The organism is Enterobacter sp. DTU_2021_1002640_1_SI_PRY_ASU_LCPMC_013 (assembly GCF_032389435.1).
Taxonomy (GTDB): Bacteria; Pseudomonadota; Gammaproteobacteria; order Enterobacterales; family Enterobacteriaceae; genus Enterobacter; species Enterobacter hormaechei_C.
Map to the genome: position 1 here is coordinate 2418088 of NZ_CP135594.1, position 17260 is coordinate 2435347.

General features: G+C 56.2%; 19 protein-coding genes and 1 other annotated feature. Of the genes, 14 read left to right on the top strand and 5 right to left on the bottom strand.

Annotated elements, in window-relative coordinates; translation table 11 throughout:
• The first annotated feature begins 338 nt into the window (after positions 1-338).
• Positions 339-590 (top strand): YciN family protein, encoded by a 252-nt coding sequence (locus RS584_RS11515; RefSeq protein ID WP_003856804.1) that lies wholly within the window; start codon positions 339-341, stop codon positions 588-590.
• A 35-nt stretch (positions 591-625) separates the two neighbouring features.
• On the opposite strand, the gene sohB is transcribed toward RS584_RS11515, so the two are convergent.
• Positions 626-1672, bottom strand: coding sequence for a protease SohB (gene sohB, locus RS584_RS11520; protein ID WP_023296716.1), 1047 nt, complete (start codon positions 1670-1672; stop codon positions 626-628).
• 252 nt (positions 1673-1924) lie between these two features.
• On the opposite strand from sohB, the gene RS584_RS11525 reads away from it, so the two are divergent.
• Both RS584_RS11525 and cobO read left to right on the top strand, forming a co-directional pair.
• Complete coding sequence (locus RS584_RS11525; RefSeq protein WP_017384219.1) at positions 1925-2686, top strand: YciK family oxidoreductase; 762 nt, start codon at positions 1925-1927, stop codon at positions 2684-2686.
• Positions 2683-3273: a cob(I)yrinic acid a,c-diamide adenosyltransferase gene (cobO, locus tag RS584_RS11530; RefSeq protein ID WP_315749881.1), complete on the top strand. Its 591-nt coding sequence runs from the start codon at positions 2683-2685 to the stop codon at positions 3271-3273. Before RS584_RS11525 ends, cobO begins: the two co-directional genes overlap by 4 nt.
• 36 nt (positions 3274-3309) lie before the next feature.
• Here the strand turns inward: cobO and rluB are convergent, their stop codons facing one another.
• From rluB to rnm, 3 genes are all read right to left on the bottom strand, one after another.
• Complete coding sequence (gene rluB, locus RS584_RS11535; RefSeq protein WP_003856794.1) at positions 3310-4185, bottom strand: 23S rRNA pseudouridine(2605) synthase RluB; 876 nt, start codon at positions 4183-4185, stop codon at positions 3310-3312.
• 97 nt (positions 4186-4282) lie between these two features.
• Positions 4283-4903, bottom strand: a complete 621-nt coding sequence (locus RS584_RS11540) for an L-threonylcarbamoyladenylate synthase (RefSeq protein ID WP_003856793.1) — start codon at positions 4901-4903, stop codon at positions 4283-4285.
• The gene (rnm, locus tag RS584_RS11545) at positions 4900-5793 is read right to left on the bottom strand and encodes an RNase RNM (protein WP_023303837.1); all 894 of its coding nucleotides are present in this window, start codon (positions 5791-5793) and stop codon (positions 4900-4902) included. The genes RS584_RS11540 and rnm overlap by 4 nt, the downstream gene beginning before the upstream one ends.
• Before the next feature lie 127 nt (positions 5794-5920).
• Between rnm and trpL the strand changes: the two genes are divergently transcribed.
• From trpL to yedF, 8 genes are all read left to right on the top strand, one after another.
• Positions 5921-5965, top strand: coding sequence for a trp operon leader peptide (gene trpL / locus RS584_RS11550; protein WP_071524153.1), 45 nt, complete (start codon positions 5921-5923; stop codon positions 5963-5965).
• Positions 5942-6036: a sequence feature (Trp leader region), on the top strand. (Overlaps the previous gene by 24 nt.)
• 23 nt (positions 6037-6059) lie before the next feature.
• Positions 6060-7622 carry an anthranilate synthase component 1 gene (locus RS584_RS11555; RefSeq protein WP_193042501.1) on the top strand — a complete coding sequence of 521 codons (1563 nt, stop codon included), beginning with the start codon at positions 6060-6062 and terminating at the stop codon, positions 7620-7622.
• The gene (trpD, locus tag RS584_RS11560; protein ID WP_017384223.1) at positions 7622-9217 is read left to right on the top strand and encodes a bifunctional anthranilate synthase glutamate amidotransferase component TrpG/anthranilate phosphoribosyltransferase TrpD; all 1596 of its coding nucleotides are present in this window, start codon (positions 7622-7624) and stop codon (positions 9215-9217) included. Before RS584_RS11555 ends, trpD begins: the two co-directional genes overlap by 1 nt.
• A gap of 3 nt (positions 9218-9220) precedes the next feature.
• On the top strand, positions 9221-10579 hold the full coding sequence (gene trpCF / locus RS584_RS11565) for a bifunctional indole-3-glycerol-phosphate synthase TrpC/phosphoribosylanthranilate isomerase TrpF (RefSeq protein ID WP_315749883.1): 1359 nt from the start codon (positions 9221-9223) through the stop codon (positions 10577-10579).
• 10 nt (positions 10580-10589) lie between these two features.
• A complete protein-coding gene (gene trpB / locus RS584_RS11570) occupies positions 10590-11783 on the top strand; it encodes a tryptophan synthase subunit beta (protein ID WP_315749885.1) in 1194 nt (397 codons plus the stop codon).
• Positions 11783-12592: a tryptophan synthase subunit alpha gene (trpA, locus tag RS584_RS11575; RefSeq protein WP_015570379.1), complete on the top strand. Its 810-nt coding sequence runs from the start codon at positions 11783-11785 to the stop codon at positions 12590-12592. Before trpB ends, trpA begins: the two co-directional genes overlap by 1 nt.
• 174 nt (positions 12593-12766) lie before the next feature.
• Positions 12767-13978: a selenium metabolism membrane protein YedE/FdhT gene (gene yedE, locus RS584_RS11580; RefSeq protein WP_017384226.1), complete on the top strand. Its 1212-nt coding sequence runs from the start codon at positions 12767-12769 to the stop codon at positions 13976-13978.
• Complete coding sequence (gene yedF, locus RS584_RS11585; RefSeq protein ID WP_003856774.1) at positions 13975-14208, top strand: sulfurtransferase-like selenium metabolism protein YedF; 234 nt, start codon at positions 13975-13977, stop codon at positions 14206-14208. The genes yedE and yedF overlap by 4 nt, the downstream gene beginning before the upstream one ends.
• A 286-nt stretch (positions 14209-14494) precedes the next feature.
• On the opposite strand, the gene ompW is transcribed toward yedF, so the two are convergent.
• On the bottom strand, positions 14495-15127 hold the full coding sequence (ompW, locus tag RS584_RS11590; RefSeq protein ID WP_047365562.1) for an outer membrane protein OmpW: 633 nt from the start codon (positions 15125-15127) through the stop codon (positions 14495-14497).
• Positions 15128-15409: 282 nt separating this feature from the next.
• Between ompW and RS584_RS11595 the strand changes: the two genes are divergently transcribed.
• Genes RS584_RS11595 through RS584_RS11605 form a run of 3 tightly spaced genes read left to right on the top strand, consistent with a single transcriptional unit; the run spans position 15410 to position 17136 of the window.
• Positions 15410-15814 carry a YkgJ family cysteine cluster protein gene (locus RS584_RS11595; protein WP_315749888.1) on the top strand — a complete coding sequence of 135 codons (405 nt, stop codon included), beginning with the start codon at positions 15410-15412 and terminating at the stop codon, positions 15812-15814.
• A gap of 25 nt (positions 15815-15839) precedes the next feature.
• On the top strand, positions 15840-16583 hold the full coding sequence (locus tag RS584_RS11600; protein ID WP_315749890.1) for a YciC family protein: 744 nt from the start codon (positions 15840-15842) through the stop codon (positions 16581-16583).
• A gap of 13 nt (positions 16584-16596) precedes the next feature.
• On the top strand, positions 16597-17136 hold the full coding sequence (locus tag RS584_RS11605; RefSeq protein ID WP_003856762.1) for a septation protein A: 540 nt from the start codon (positions 16597-16599) through the stop codon (positions 17134-17136).
• The last annotated feature ends 124 nt before the right edge of the window (positions 17137-17260 follow it).

Consider the following 17260-nt stretch of genomic DNA (forward strand, 5'->3'; position numbering starts at 1 on the left):
TGACGACGAGCCATTGATATTGCGACGTCGTCAGGGGATATCAACCCCTATGTGTTACCGAACGTCAGAATGGCGACATCCAGGTCATTGAGTTTTCGGGTATTTTTCTCACATCAAAGTTCATTCGTGACGAATTCCCGGTCGAATGTCAAGCAATTCTGTTGCCAGAATGACGAAAGCGCACACTGTACCTGATAAAATTCGTTACGCAACTTTATTAGCATGCAAAAGCAAATCCCGCCAGCCAGCCCCTGTTTCTTATCCCCTCGGATAACAGGGAAAATTTGCCCCCGAAGCGACCCAGGCGTAGACTATTGTCACTGTTTAAGGAGTGGAATATGCAGAATACGACCCAACCCATTGACCGAGCTTCATTGCTTATCGAAGCAAACAAACTCATTCGCGACCATGAAGACACCCTGGCGGGAATTGAAGCGACTGGCGTGGAACAACGTAATGGCGTGCTGGTGTTCAGCGGTGAATACTTCCTTGATGAACAAGGGCTACCCACCCCGAAAAGCACCGCCGTGTTTAACATGTTTAAATACCTGGCGCATACCCTCTCAGAGAAGTACCACCTGGTCGATTAAAACGAAAACGCGAGGCATCTGCCTCGCGTTTTTCTTTACAGCAGCGGCTTTTGTCCGCGCTGCAACCAGCGTAGCAGCAGGCGATCCGCGCTTTCTGCCGCGCTATTGGTAAAACGGTCGAGCAGGCGCTTGCGTCGGGTGAAGCGCACCCCCACCAGCTCACGGCCTTCCATCAGGTTGAGCAGGAGGTCGTCGCTGGTACCCACCTCATCCACCAGCCCTTTCTCCTGCGCCTGCGTGCCGTACCAGTGCTCGCCCGTAGCCACCTGCTCAATGTCCAGCGTTGGGCGCATGCGGTGCACGAAATCTTTGAACAGATGGTGGGTTTCGTTCAGATCTTCCCGGAATTTCTGCCGTCCCTCTTCGGTATTTTCGCCGAGCAGCGTCAGCGTACGTTTGTACTGACCCGCCGTATGCAGTTCGATGTCGATCTCTTTATTTTTCAGGAAACGATTGAAGTTAGGGATCTGCGCGACCACCCCAATCGAGCCGATAATGGAGAACGGTGCCGCGACGATTTTATCCGCCACGCACGCCATCATATAGCCGCCACTCGCCGCGACCTTATCTACCGCAACGGTGAGCGGGATCTGTTTATCCCGCAGACGTTGTAACTGCGAAGCCGCCAGTCCATACCCATGCACTACGCCGCCTGGGCTTTCAAGGCGTACCACCACCTGATCCTGGGCTGTCGCCACGGCCAGCACCGCCGTCACTTCTTCACGCAAAGAGGAGACTTCATGCGCATCCATGCTACCTTTAAAATCGAGCACATAGACGCGCGGTTTTGCGTCAGCCTGTGGCGTGGCGAGCTTAGCTTTCGCCTTCGCGGCTTTGGCGTCCTGCTTATGTTTTTTCTTCTGGGCTTTTAGCCACAGCTTCTGTTGATGATCGTCAAGCAGCGCCAGAGACATCTCCTCCTGCATCTCTTTATACTGCTCGCTCAGGCGGGTAATGCGTAACTCACCACGCTGACGCTTACGCTGCGTCAGGTTGACAATCAGGACGGCAATCACCGCGACAGCAATAACCACCGTCGCGATTTTGGCCAAAAACAACCCATACTGAGAAAGTAATTCCACGCGTTCCACCTTGATTTAACCACGAATCTTTCACGCCAGTGTACAACAGCCCTGCGCAGGCGTCTCGCTCTGGACATTACCTCTGCGAGGCGGCTTCAGGAATCCCCCGTTTCTGGTTTAAATCTTTGCAAATTGTTAATTTCCCAGCGTTCTGTCCTGTAGACTGATTGAATTCTGACGCTGTTTCGGGCATAAAGCCGAAAAGTCATAAATAAAGGTGCAAGTCACGCCCAATGCGCCTGAGGAGCCACCGTGCATTATCAGCCACAAAAAAACCTTCTACAGAACCGCATCATTCTGGTTACCGGTGCCAGCGACGGGATTGGTCGCGAAGCGGCGCTAACCTATTCTGAATACGGTGCGAGCCTTATTCTGCTGGGACGTAATGAAGAAAAGCTCAAGGCCGTCGCCCGTGAAATCGAAAACGCCGGCGGTACCCCCACGCCCTGGTATACGCTCGATCTGCTGACCTGCACGCCAGCGTCATGTCAGGCCCTTGCCCAGCGGATCAGCACGCATTATCCGCGTCTGGACGGCGTACTGCACAACGCGGGGTTACTGGGCGAAGTGCGCCCGATGGATGAACAGGATCCGGAAATTTGGCAGCAGGTGATGCAGGTTAACGTCAACGGGACGTTTTTCCTGACCCAGGCCTTGCTTCCTTTATTACTCAACTCCGATTCCGGCTCGCTGGTATTTACCTCCTCCAGCGTGGGGCGTCAGGGGCGTGCGAACTGGGGGGCTTACGCCGTCTCAAAATTTGCCACCGAAGGAATGATGCAGGTGCTGGCCGAAGAGTACCAAAGCCGCCACCTGCGGGTTAACTGTATTAACCCAGGCGGTACGCGCACCAAAATGCGCGCCAGCGCCTTCCCGACAGAAGATCCGCAGAAGCTTAAAACCCCGGCCGATATCATGCCCCTTTACCTGTGGCTGATGGGTGACGACAGCCGTCGCAAAACCGGAATGACCTTCGATGCCCAGCCAGGCCGCAAACCGGGGATATCGCAATGAGTGAAGATCGGCATCAGCAGCGCCAGCAGCGTCTGAAAGAACAGGTTGATGCACGCGTGGCGGCCGCTCAGGACGAGCGCGGTATCCTCATCGTGTTCACCGGCAACGGCAAAGGCAAAACCACCGCCGCATTTGGGACCGCCACCCGCGCAGTCGGGCATGGGCAGAAAGTGGGCGTGGTCCAGTTTATCAAGGGTGAATGGCCCAACGGCGAGCGTAATCTGCTCGAGCCGCATGGCGTTGAGTTTCAGGTAATGGCAACCGGTTTTACCTGGGATACCCAGAACCGGGAAACCGATACCGCAGCCTGCCTCGCCGTCTGGGAGCATGCCAAAAGAATGCTTTCAGACCCGTCGCTGAACATGGTGTTGCTGGATGAGATCACCTATATGGTGGCGTATGACTACCTGCCGCTGGAAGCCGTGCTGGAGGCCCTCAGGAACCGCCCTGCACACCAGACGGCGATCGTCACGGGGCGCGGGTGTCATCGGGACATTCTGGAGCTGGCCGATACCGTCAGCGAGCTGCGTCCGGTTAAGCATGCGTTCGATGCGGGTATCAAAGCGCAAATTGGGATTGATTACTGAAGAAAAAAAGCCCGGTATATTCACCGGGCTTTTCAATTAACCGTTGTTATTACGGCTGCCAGAGCGGCGATTGCTGCTGACCTGGCTGTGACGTTTCACCGCACGGCGGATCTGATTCGCCTTCATGCGACGACGATCTTTCTCTACCGCCACTTTCGACGTGGTTTCTGGCGTCAGGCCAACCAGATCGCGCAGGTAGTTGGTTTGCGTCAGATCCAGTTCGGTATAGCCGCCACGTGGCAGGCCTTTCGGCAGCAGAATGTCGCCATAGCGGACGCGAATCAAGCGACTCACCTGTACACCGACCGCTTCCCACAGACGACGCACCTCGCGGTTACGTCCCTCTGTCAGGGTAACGTTGTACCACTGGTTAATGCCTTCACCACCGGTAAACTTGATGGTTTTGAACGCCGCAGGGCCGTCCTCCAGCTGAACACCACGCGACAGGTCGCGCAGTTTGTTCTCATCAACCTGGCCGAAAACACGAACGGCGTATTCACGTTCCACTTCACGACTCGGGTGCATCAGACGGTTTGCCAGTTCACCATCGGTGGTGAACAGCAGCAGGCCGCAGGTGTTCACGTCCAGACGCCCTACGGCAATCCAGCGGGCGCCACGCAATTTTGGCAGACGGTCAAACACCGTCGGGCGGCCTTCCGGATCGTTGCGGGTACACAGTTCGCCTTCCGGCTTGTAGTAAGCCAGTACGCGGCAGATCTGTTCAGCAGACTCTTTCACGGAGATAAGATGGCCGTCAATGCGGATCTTCAGCCCCGGTACGATTTCAACGCGGTCACCGAGCGTGGCGATTTTACCGTCCACACTCACGCGGCCTGCTTCAATAATGGCTTCGATTTCACGGCGCGAACCGTGGCCGGCGCGCGCCAGCACTTTCTGTAACTTCTCGCTCATTGAGCTTCCTCAGGTGTCGCCTTCACAGGCGTCGAATCAGGTCAAAAACAGGGCAACGCCCTGCTTTGATGGCCGCGTAGTATATCTGCTTACAGACTTACAAGAAAGGCTTAACATCGCCCACGCCTTCACGAATCACTTCTGGCGCATCTTCGGTGAGATCCACCACGGTGGTCGGCTGCTGGCCAAGATAGCCGCCATGAATAATCAGCTCCACCACCTTCTCCAGACGATCTTTGATCTCTTCCGGGTCGGACTCGGTAAACTCACTGCCCGGCAGCATCAGCGATGTGGAAAGCATCGGCTCGCCGAGGGTTTCCAGCAGCGCCTGGGCAATCGGGTTCGACGGCACGCGCATGCCGATGGTTTTACGTTTTTCCTGCAACAGACGACGCGGCACTTCTTTTGTCCCTTTCAGAATGAAAGTGTAGTTACCCGGCGTGTTGTTTTTAATCAGACGAAAGGCCACGTTATCTACATAAGCATAGGTCGACAGCTCAGAGAGATCGCGACACATCAGGGTGAAGTTGTGGCCGTCCGGCAGCTGGCGGATGCGACAGATGCGCTCCATCGCCCCTTTATCCTCAATTTTACAGCCCAGCGCGTAGCCAGAATCGGTTGGGTAGACAATAACGCCGCCTTTGCGGACGATCTCCACGGCCTGATTAATCAGACGTGGCTGGGGGTTATCCGGATGGATATAGAAAAACTGACTCATACTTCCCTCTCTTCAATTTGCTGTGGCTGTTCCCAGAGCTGCCAGACAGGCTCAACGCCCGCGGGTAACCAGAGCTTGCGCCCCAGTTCAATCCACGCGCAGGGCTGATGGAAATCTGAACCCTGTGACCCAAGCAGACCAAACTGACGGGCGTAGGTCGCGAGCTGCGAACGCTCATTGGGTGCCTGCTGACACTGGGCAACTTCCATCGCCTCACCGCCGCATTCGGCAAAGTGTGCCAGCAGTCTTTTCAGCCATTTAGCAGAAAGATTATACCGCCCCGGATGGGCCAGCACGGCCTTACCGCCAGAATGATGAATCACATCAATAGCTTGTTTTATTGTACACCACTGTGGGGGAACGTATCCGGTTTTCCCGCGCGCCAGATACTTTTTAAAGACATTCGCCATGGTCGTCGCCTTACCGGCATCCACAAGAAAACGGGCGAAATGGCCGCGCGTCACCGCCCCACCGTTCGCCAGCGTTCGCGCGCCTTCCAGCGCACCGGGAATATGCGCTTTTTCCAGACGTTCGCCAATCATCTCCGCGCGTTGATTGCGGCGTGTTTTTTGTTCTTGCAAAAAAGCACGCATGGCCGGATGTTCTGTATCGATGTTAAGGCCAACGATATGAATTTCGTGGTTTTCCCAGACCGTCGAGATCTCAACCCCGGCCACCAGATCCAGCGCCAGTCCGCTGCGGGCAATCTCGGCGCGCGCGGCGGGAATGCCGTCAGTGGTATCGTGATCGGTTATTGCCAGCGTGCCGACACGCATTTCAACGGCGCGATGGACCAGGGCTTCGGGTGTCAGCAGGCCATCTGAAGCCTGCGTATGGCTGTGTAAATCATAAATTACGGCGTAGGTGGTATCGCTCAAAGCACTTCCCATAACAGGTTGGAGACATCCGAAGCCCCTATGATACCGACTAACCGTGAAATACTGAAATCAGGGGTTGACAACACGCCATCGAACTAGTTAACTAGTACGCAAGTTCACACGAGAAAGGTATCTGAAAATGACAGCACATTTCGCTCTGCACGGTTGGTGGCGTACTTCCTGATCTTCGGGCAGTGTCACGCGTCTGCGAAATGCAAACAGATACCCGGCCCGCTACCCAGCGGGCTTTTTTTTGAACAGAATATGAGAACAACAACATGCAAACAGCCAAACCTCATCTCGAACTGCTGACCTGCGAGGCGGCCTATCGCCATAACCCTACCGCGCTGTTTCATCAGGTGTGCGGCGCACGTCCCGCGACGCTGCTGCTGGAGTCTGCTGATATCGACAGTAAGGACGACCTCAAAAGCCTGCTGCTGGTTGACAGCGCGCTGCGCATTACCGCGTTAGGTGACACCGTCACTATCAGGGCGTTGTCTGACAATGGCGCGTCGCTCCTGCCGCTGCTGGATGCGGCGCTGCCTTCAGGCATTGAAAATGAACGCCACCCGGACCTGCGTATTCTGCATTTCCCGCCGGTGAGCCAGCTGCTGGATGAGGATGCCCGCCTCTGCTCGCTCTCCGTTTTTGACGCCTTTCGCCTGCTGCAAAATCTGGTGGCCGTGCCGGAAGCTGAGCGCGAAGCAATGTTTTTTGGCGGGCTGTTTGCTTACGATCTGGTTGCTGGCTTTGAAGATTTACCGGAAACCGAGCAGGGAAATCGCTGCCCGGACTACTGTTTCTACCTGGCCGAAACCCTGCTGGTGATCGACCATCAGAAAAAATATACCCGCATCCAGGCCAGCCTTTTCACTCCGTCTGAGTCTGAGAAAAATCGCCTCGCGCAGCGCATCGCCCAACTGCAACATCAGATGTCAGAAGCACCGCCCGCGCTCCCGGTGCAGCGTGTTGAAAAGATGACCTGCGAGGTGAGTCAGACCGACGATCAGTACGGCGCGGTGGTACGTCAGATGCAAAAAGCGATTCGTGCCGGGGAGATTTTCCAGGTAGTGCCGTCCCGTCGCTTCTCACTGCCCTGCCCGTCGCCGCTGGCGGCTTACGATGTGCTGAAAAAGAGCAACCCAAGCCCGTACATGTTCTTTATGCAGGACAATGATTTCACCCTGTTTGGCGCGTCGCCGGAAAGCTCCCTCAAGTACGACGCCACCAGCCGCCAGATTGAGATCTACCCGATAGCGGGAACCCGTCCACGCGGCCGTCGTGCCGATGGCTCCCTGGACCGCGATCTCGACAGCCGCATCGAGCTGGAGATGCGTACCGACCATAAAGAGCTCTCCGAACACCTGATGCTGGTTGACCTGGCGCGTAACGATCTGGCACGCATTTGTACGCCTGGCAGCCGCTACGTGGCGGACCTGACCAAAGTCGACCGCTACTCCTTCGTCATGCACCTGGTATCCCGCGTGGTGGGTGAACTGCGCCACGACCTCGACGTTCTGCATGCCTACCGCGCCTGCATGAACATGGGCACCCTGAGCGGCGCGCCGAAAGTCCGCGCTATGCAGTTGATCGCCGAAGCGGAAGGACGCCGTCGCGGCAGCTACGGTGGTGCCGTGGGCTATTTCACCGCTCACGGTGACCTTGATACCTGCATCGTGATCCGCTCCGCCTACGTTGAGGACGGCATTGCCACCGTCCAGGCCGGGGCCGGGATTGTGCTGGATTCTGTTCCGCAGTCGGAAGCCGACGAAACCCGCAGTAAGGCGCGCGCGGTACTGCGCGCCATTGCTACCGCACACCATGCACAGGAGATTTTCTGATGGCTGACATTCTGCTGCTCGATAATATCGACTCCTTTACCTACAACCTGGCAGATCAGCTGCGTGCGAATGGTCACAATGTCGTTATCTATCGCAACCACGTTCCGGCCCAGACGCTAATTGACCGTCTGGCGACCATGCAAAACCCGGTGCTGATGCTCTCCCCGGGCCCAGGCGCACCGAGCGAAGCAGGCTGTATGCCTGAGCTGTTGACCCGTATGCGCGGCAAGCTGCCGATTATCGGCATCTGCCTCGGCCACCAGGCGATTGTCGAAGCCTACGGCGGTTACGTGGGTCAGGCGGGGGAGATCCTCCATGGTAAAGCGTCAAGTATTGAACATGACGGTCAGGCGATGTTTGCCGGTCTGCCGAACCCGCTTCCGGTAGCGCGTTACCACTCGCTGGTCGGCAGCAACATTCCGGCCGGGCTGACCATTAACGCCTCGTTTGAAGGGATGGTGATGGCGGTGCGTCACGATGCGGATCGCGTCTGCGGGATGCAGTTCCACCCGGAATCTATCCTGACGTCCAACGGCGCGCGTCTGCTGGAGCAAACGCTCGACTGGGCGCTACAAAAGCTGGAGCAGACCAACACCCTGCAACCGATTCTGGAAAAACTGTATCAGGCTCAGACCCTGAGCCAGCAGGAGAGCCATCAGCTGTTCTCAGCTGTCGTGCGCGGCGAGCTGAAGCCTGAGCAGCTGGCCGCTGCGCTGGTGAGCATGAAGGTACGTGGCGAAAGCCCGCAGGAGATCGCCGGCGCGGCAACCGCGCTGCTGGAAAATGCCGCCCCGTTCCCGCGCCCGGACTATCCGTTTGCCGATATTGTCGGGACCGGTGGCGACGGCAGTAACAGTATCAATATTTCCACCGCCAGCGCCTTTGTGGCCGCGGCATGCGGTCTGAAGGTGGCGAAACACGGCAACCGCAGCGTGTCCAGCCGTTCAGGATCGTCCGACCTGCTAGCGGCTTTCGGTATCAACCTGGACATGAACGCCGAGCGTTCCCGTGAAGCGCTGGATGACCTGGGCGTCTGTTTCCTGTTCGCGCCGAAGTATCACACCGGTTTCCGCCACGCGATGCCGGTTCGCCAGCAGCTCAAAACCCGTACGCTGTTTAACGTGCTCGGTCCACTCATTAACCCGGCGCACCCGCCGCTGGCGCTGATTGGCGTTTACAGCCCGGAACTGGTCCTGCCGATTGCGGAGACGCTGCGCGTCCTCGGTTACCAACGCGCCGCCGTGGTACACAGCGGCGGGATGGATGAAGTTTCCCTGCATGCGCCCACGCTGGTGGCGGAACTGAATAACGGCGAAGTGCTGAACTATCAGCTTGAGGCCGCTGACTTCGGGTTGACCCCGTACCATCAGGACGCCCTGGCGGGCGGCACGCCGGAAGAAAACCGTGACATTCTCACGCGCTTATTACAAGGTAAAGGTGAGGCCGCCCATGAGGCCGCCGTGGCGGCCAACGTAGCCATGCTGATGCGTTTACATGGCGAGGAAGATCTGAAAGCCAACGCCCAAAAAGTTCTGGACGTACTGCGCTCCGGTGCAGCTTACGATCGCGTTACCGCACTTGCGGCAAGAGGGTAAATAATGCAGACCGTTTTAGCGAAAATCGTCGCCGATAAGGCCATCTGGGTGGAAGCCCGTAAGCAACAGCAGCCGCTCGCCAGTTTTCAGAATGACGTCGTTCCGAGCAGCCGTCGTTTTTATGATGCGCTCCAGGGCGCGCGTACCGCGTTTATTCTGGAGTGTAAAAAAGCGTCTCCGTCCAAAGGCGTGATCCGCGACGATTTCGACCCGGCGCGTATTGCCGGTATCTACAAGCATCATGCGTCTGCCATTTCTGTGCTGACGGATGAGAAATATTTCCAGGGCAGCTTCGATTTTCTGCCCGTTGTCAGCGGCATCGCGCCGCAGCCGATTCTGTGCAAAGACTTTATTATCGACCCGTATCAGATCTGGCTGGCGCGCTTTTACCAGGCAGATGCCTGCCTGCTGATGCTCTCCGTTCTGGATGACGAGCAGTATCGCCAGCTCTCCGCCGTCGCGCACAGCCTGAATATGGGCGTGCTGACCGAAGTGAGCAACGAAGAGGAGCTGGAGCGCGCCATCGCGCTGGAAGCCAAAGTGGTCGGCATTAACAACCGCGACCTGCGCGACCTGTCGATTGACCTCAACCGTACGCGCCAGCTTGCGCCGCGTCTGGGCGCGGGCGTCACGGTGATCAGCGAATCCGGGATTAACAGCTACGCTCAGGTGCGCGAACTCAGCCACTTTGCCAACGGTTTCCTGATCGGCTCCGCGATGATGGAACACGACGATCTTAATGCGGCCGTGCGCCGCGTGTTGTTGGGTGAGAACAAAGTCTGCGGCCTGACCCGTGAACAGGATGCGCAGGCCGCATATGAAGCGGGCGCAATCTATGGTGGTCTGATCTTTGTTGAGTCCTCTCCTCGCGCCGTTAATGAGGAACAGGCGCGCAAGGTGATCGCGACTGCGCCACTGAGCTACGTGGGCGTGTTCCGCAATGCGGATTTCAACGACGTTGCGGCAAAAGCGGACGCGTTATCCCTGAGCGCGGTCCAGCTGCACGGCGATGAAGATCAGGCGTACATCGATGCTCTGCGACATGTTCTGGCGCCTCAGGTTCAGATCTGGAAAGCGCAAAGCGTTGGCGCCACCCTGCCCGCGCGTAACCTGAAGCATGTTGATAAATACGTGCTCGACAACGGCCAGGGCGGCACGGGGCAGCGTTTTGACTGGTCACTGCTGCGTGGCGAAGTGCTGGACAATGTCCTGCTGGCGGGGGGATTAAGCCCCGATAACTGTGTGGAAGCGGCCAAAACCGGCTGCGCAGGCCTCGATTTCAATTCAGGCGTAGAGTCCCAACCGGGCATTAAAGACGCCAGCAAGCTGGCATCGGTATTTAAAACTCTGCGTGCATATTAAGGAAGAGAAGATGACGACATTACTTAACCCGTATTTTGGTGAGTTCGGTGGGATGTATGTCCCACAAATCCTGATGCCCGCGCTGCGCCAGCTGGAAGAAGCGTTCGTGAGCGCACAGAAAGATCCGGCGTTTCAGGCGGAGTTTACTGACCTGCTGAAAAACTACGCCGGTCGTCCGACTGCGCTGACAAAGTGCCGCAACCTGACCGAAGGCACTAAAACTACGCTGTATCTTAAGCGTGAAGATCTGCTGCACGGTGGCGCGCATAAAACTAACCAGGTGCTTGGCCAGGCGCTGCTCGCGAAGCGGATGGGTAAAACCGAAATCATCGCCGAAACCGGCGCGGGGCAGCACGGTGTGGCCTCAGCGCTCGCCAGCGCCCTGCTCGGTCTGAAATGCCGCATTTACATGGGGGCGAAGGACGTTGAGCGCCAGTCGCCAAACGTGTTCCGTATGCGTCTGATGGGGGCGGAAGTGATCCCGGTGCACAGCGGTTCTGCCACGCTGAAAGATGCCTGTAATGAAGCGCTTCGCGACTGGTCTGGCAGCTACGAAACCGCCCACTACATGCTCGGTACCGCCGCGGGCCCGCACCCGTTCCCGACCATCGTGCGTGAATTCCAGCGCATGATCGGCGAAGAGACTAAAGCGCAGATCCACGAAAAAGAGGGTCGCCTGCCGGATGCGGTGATCGCCTGCGTTGGCGGCGGATCTAACGCCATCGGCATGTTTGCCGATTTTATCGACGAAACCAGCGTTGGGCTGATTGGCGTTGAGCCTGCCGGCCACGGTATTGAAACGGGCGAGCATGGTGCGCCGCTGAAGCATGGCCGCGTGGGGATCTACTTCGGCATGAAGGCCCCGATGATGCAGACCGATGAAGGGCAGATTGAAGAGTCTTACTCAATCTCTGCCGGGCTGGATTTCCCGTCCGTAGGGCCGCAGCACGCGTTCCTCAACAGCACCGGCCGCGCGGATTATGTCTCCATCACCGATGACGAAGCGCTGGAGGCCTTCAAAACGCTGTGCCGCAATGAAGGGATCATCCCGGCGCTGGAGTCTTCCCACGCGCTGGCGCACGCGCTGAAAATGATGAAGGAAAACCCGGAAAAAGAGCAGCTGCTGGTGGTAAACCTTTCCGGTCGCGGTGACAAAGATATCTTCACCGTTCACGATATTCTGAAAGCACGAGGGGAAATCTGATGGAACGCTACGACAACGCATTTGCACAACTGAAAGCTCGCCAGGAAGGCGCCTTCGTTCCCTTCGTGACGCTGGGCGACCCCGGCCCGGAGCAGTCGCTGAAGATTATCGACACCCTGATTGATGCCGGTGCCGACGCGCTGGAGCTCGGTATTCCGTTCTCCGATCCGCTGGCGGATGGCCCGACCATTCAGAACGCAACGCTACGCGCGTTTGCCGCGGGCGTGACGCCGAGCCAGTGCTTTGAAATGCTGGCGGCGATCCGTCAGAAGCACCCGACCATTCCGATCGGCCTGCTGATGTACGCCAACCTGGTGTTCAGCCGCGGTATTGATGCGTTTTACGCAGAGTGCGCCCGCGTGGGCGTTGACTCCGTGCTGGTGGCTGACGTGCCCGTTGAAGAGTCTGCGCCATTCCGTCAGGCGGCAATGCGCCACAACGTCGCGCCGATTTTCATCTGTCCACCGAATGCCGATGACGATCTGTTGCGCCAGATTGCCTCTTACGGACGAGGTTACACCTACCTGCTCTCCCGTGCGGGCGTCACCGGTGCGGAAAACAAAGCCGCGCTGCCGCTGCATCATCTGGTGGAGAAGCTGGCAGAATACCATGCTGCACCGCCGCTTCAGGGCTTTGGCATTTCCTCACCGGATCAGGTTACTGCGGCGATTGACGCGAAAGCCGCCGGAGCCATTTCCGGTTCGGCTATCGTGAAAATTATCGAGAAGAACGTGGATAAGCCAGAGCAGATGCTGGCTGAGTTACACGCATTCGTCACATCCATGAAAGCGGCCACGCGCAAGGCGTAACCGTTAACACCGTCTGGCCCCGGCGTCAGGCGGTTTTCCCTTCTCTCTTCCTGAAAGAAGCAGGTCAAAATTGATCCTGTCGATATTTTCGGTGTGAATGACTTTCCAAACTTTCGCGTAAGCGTATGATCTGGGCTCTTTTTAGCGTTACCCTTCTGAGTTCAGAGGTTATTCATGTCATGGCATTCCTTCAAACAGACTTACCTGGTTAAGTTCTGGTCACCTGTTCCGGCCGTTATCGCGGCAGGCATTCTCTCTACTTATTATTTCGGTATTACCGGCACCTTCTGGGCTGTTACGGGCGAGTTTACCCGCTGGGGTGGGCAGCTATTACAGCTGGCAGGTGTCCATGCCGAAGAGTGGGGCTACTTCAAACTGATCCATCTTGAGGGCACACCGCTGACCCGCATCGACGGGATGATGATCATTGGCATGTTCGGCGGCTGTTTTGCGGCCGCGCTGTGGGCCAACAACGTTAAGTTGCGCATGCCGAAAAGCCGCATCCGCATTATGCAGGCCGTGGTCGGCGGCATCATTGCCGGGTTTGGCGCCCGCCTGGCGATGGGCTGTAATCTGGCCGCGTTCTTTACCGGTATTCCGCAGTTCTCGCTGCATGCCTGGTTCTTTGCCGTCGCCACCGCCATCGGCTCCTACTTCGGTGCTAAATTCACCCTGCTGCCGCTGTTCCGCATTCCGGTGAAAATGACGAAAGTTAGCGCTGCCTCTCCGTTAACGCAAAAACCCGATCAGGCGCGTCGTCGCTTCCGCCTCGGTATGCTGGTCTTTTTTGCCATGGTTGCCTGGGCGATTTGCACGGCGATGAATCAGCCAAAACTCGGCCTGGCCATGCTGTTCGGCGTCGGTTTTGGTCTGCTGATTGAACGCGCGCAGATCTGCTTTACCTCCGCGTTTCGCGATATGTGGATCACCGGACGAAGCATGATGGCGAAGGCGATCATTGCCGGTATGGCCGTGAGCGCGATCGGCATCTTCAGCTACGTTCAGCTCGGCGTGGAACCGAAAATCATGTGGGCGGGCCCAAATGCCGTCATTGGCGGGCTGCTGTTTGGTTTTGGCATCGTGCTGGCGGGCGGGTGTGAAACCGGCTGGATGTATCGCGCTGTGGAAGGCCAGGTGCATTACTGGTGGGTGGGTCTGGGTAACGTGATTGGCTCTACCATTCTGGCCTACTACTGGGATGACGTCTCTCCGGTACTGGCAACAAACTGGGACAAGGTCAACCTGCTGAATACTTTTGGTCCACTCGGGGGGCTCCTGGTGACCTATGCCCTGCTGCTTATCGCCTTCTTACTGGTTGTTGCACAAGAGAAGCGCTTCTTCCGACGCGCCACCGCCAAAACTGAAACTCAGGAGAATGCCGCATGAAAGAGATCGTGCCTGATTATCGTCTCGATATGGTGGGTGAACCTTGCCCTTACCCGGCCGTCGCCACGCTTGAAGCGCTACCGCAGCTAAAGAAAGGTGAAATTCTGGAAGTGGTGAGCGATTGCCCCCAGTCGATCAATAACATTCCGCTTGATGCCAAAAATCACGGCTATACCGTGCTGGATATCCAGCAGGACGGACCAACCATTCGTTATTTAATTCAGAAGTGATTTCACGATCTAAAAAGGCCTCTCAGAGGCCTTTTCTAGTTTACTGGCTTTGGCCACCGTCGTCGTCTGAGCTTCGGCAGGCATGAATGAATGGTGAGACGTGTTCCGCAAACGGAACAGATAGCACCGTGAGGTAGGCTATGTGCTGGGCTGAACGTCGTGAACTGAAACTGTTTACCTGCACAAACCGGACACTCAAATTTGATGTTGGGGATATCCCCTCCAGCCAGGTGTGTGGAACAACCACCATACAGCAATCACCGGCTGACAGGGGATATATCTTCTGTCAGAAACGATAGCCTGCTGAGAACATAAATACCCACGGATCCAGACGGGTATTGATACTTTGCTGCTGGCCGCCAGCTTTAAAGCGCACGTCCGTATCAATGTCCATATACCAGACCGAGGCGTTGATCAGCCAGTCACGATTAATCAGATAATCCAGACCAACCTGCCCCGCCACGCCCCACGAGTCTTTCAGGCTGAGATCGGAGAGCCCGGCCTCTTTACCGGTATCGTTAAATTTCTCATCAAAGAAGGTGGTGTAGTTAACACCTGCACCGATATAAGGGCGCACCTTGCTGCTGGAATCGCCGAAGTACCACTGCGCCATCAGCGTTGGTGGTAAATGGTGCACCGTGGCAATGTCCCCGGTCGGTCCTAAACCGACGCGGTGACGGAATGGCGTGGCGGCTAAAAGCTCGACGCCAATGTTATCCGTTGCCATATACGTGAACGTCAGGCCTAACTGGGTGTTATTGCTGACGTTAAACCCGCCCATACCCAGTACATTATCGGACCCTTCCGTTGGACGCACCGTTGCCGAACCGGCACGAATAAAGAATTCGCCTGCTTCATGCGCGTACGCGCCGCCAGAGAGACTGCTTAAGATAAGGGCTGCCACCGCTAATTTTTTCATATCCGCTCCATCGTTGTGGTTTTAATTGCGGAGGAGAATATACTCACAAATGAGTAATAAGTGATCTAACACAGATCACATTAAAACCAGTAAGTTAATATTCATTGATCTAGGTTAATTTTTGGTGACGCCTCATAAAGCAATAAGTTGTTACCGCGTCAATTTTTGGCATTTCATGGTTACAAAATTTTCTGTTTTCCCTCTCTTGCGCTTCCTGTAGCGGCTGGATAATTTATCGCTCTCACAATGTGATTTGATGCGTTCTACTTTTGCAGGTGTGCCATGAGTGATCATAACCCGTGCATGACGTGCGGAGCCTGTTGTGCGTATTTTCGAGTCTCTTTCTACTGGGCTGAAGCCAGCGATGGCGGCGGCACCGTTCCGGTTGATCTCACTGAACCCTTGACCCCTTTTCTGAGCTGTATGCGCGGCACCAACCAAAAACAGAGCCGCTGTGTGGCACTGCAAGGTGAGCCTGGGGTATCCACACGCTGTTCCATTTACGCGGATCGCCCCAGCCCGTGTCGCACTTTCGCGATGTCGGGAGAGGATGGGCAGGTCAATGAGGCATGCAATCGCGCCCGCGCCCGCTATGGATTACCGCCGCTTTACAAAGATATGCTTTTCCATACAAGCCTTGATGCTGCCACCAGCGTGTTATCCGGTGTACAATTGCCGGCTAATTAACACCTGCAATACTCAAGGAGAGTGCATGTCTATCACGGCGAAGTCTGTCTACCGTGACACGGGAAATTTTTTCCGCAATCAGTTCATTACCTTTTTACTGATCGCGTTGTTGTGCGCCTTTATTACGGTGGTGCTGGGTCATGCGTTCTCACCCAGTGATGAACAGATTGCCACGCTGAGCCAGGGAGATCATCTTGCAGGCAGCGCAGGGTTGTTTGACCTTGTGCAGAATATGACGCCAGAGCAACAGCAAATCTTGCTGCGCGCATCTGCGGCATCTACCTTCTCGGGCCTGATTGGCAACGCCATTCTGGCGGGTGGCGTGTTGCTGATGATCCAGCTGGTGTCTGCCGGCCAACGCGTCAGCGCGTTACGTGCAATCGGGGCCAGCGCTCCGGTGCTGCCAAAACTGTTTATCCTCATCTTCCTTACCACGCTGCTGGTCCAGATGGGGATAATGTTGGTTGTCGTTCCGGGCGTGCTGCTGGCTATCGTGCTTTCATTCGCGCCAGTAATGGTTGTGCAGGACAAAATGGGCATTTTCACCGCCATGCGCAGCAGCATCAGGCTCGCATGGGCCAATATGCGACTGGTCGCCCCGGCCGTTGTCAGCTGGCTGCTGGCCAAAACTCTGCTGTTGCTGTTTGCGCCGAATTTTGCGGTGTTAACGCCAAACGTCGGAGCGGTTGTCGCCAATACGCTGAGCAATCTGATTTCAGCCGTGCTGCTGGTCTATTTGTTCCGCCTGTACATGTTAATTCGTCAGTAACTGGGATCGCAGAATGAAGCAGTTTCTTGATTTTTTACCGCTGATCGTATTTTTCGCTTTTTATAAGCTGTACGACATTTATGCCGGCACGCTGGCGCTGATTGTGGCAACGGCTGTGGTGCTGATTTACAGCTGGGTTCGCTATCGCAAAGTTGAAAAGATGGCGCTCATCACCTTCCTGATGGTGGCGGTGTTTGGAGGTCTGACGTTGTTCTTCCACAATGATGAATTTATCAAATGGAAGGTCACGGTGATTTACGGCCTGTTTGCGGGCGCACTCCTCATCAGCCAGTGGGTGATGAAGAAACCACTGATCCAGCGCATGCTGGGGAAAGAACTGACGCTGCCGCAGGCTGTGTGGGGGCGTCTGAATATCGCCTGGGCGCTATTTTTTATTCTGTGTGGTCTGGCGAATATCTATATCGCATTCTGGCTGCCGCAGAATATCTGGGTCAACTTCAAGGTGTTTGGCCTGACGGCGCTGACCCTTATCTTCACCCTGCTCAGCGGCGTTTATATTTATCGCCATATGCCGCAGGATGACAAGCACTGATCCTTCTGGCCAGATCGCCACGCGGTCTGGCCTCTTTTCCCGCCTTCTCTTTTCTCTACATCCTTCCTGCGAAAATGTCTGAATCATGAAGATCTTATGGAGATTGCTGTTACTTTATTGTAAT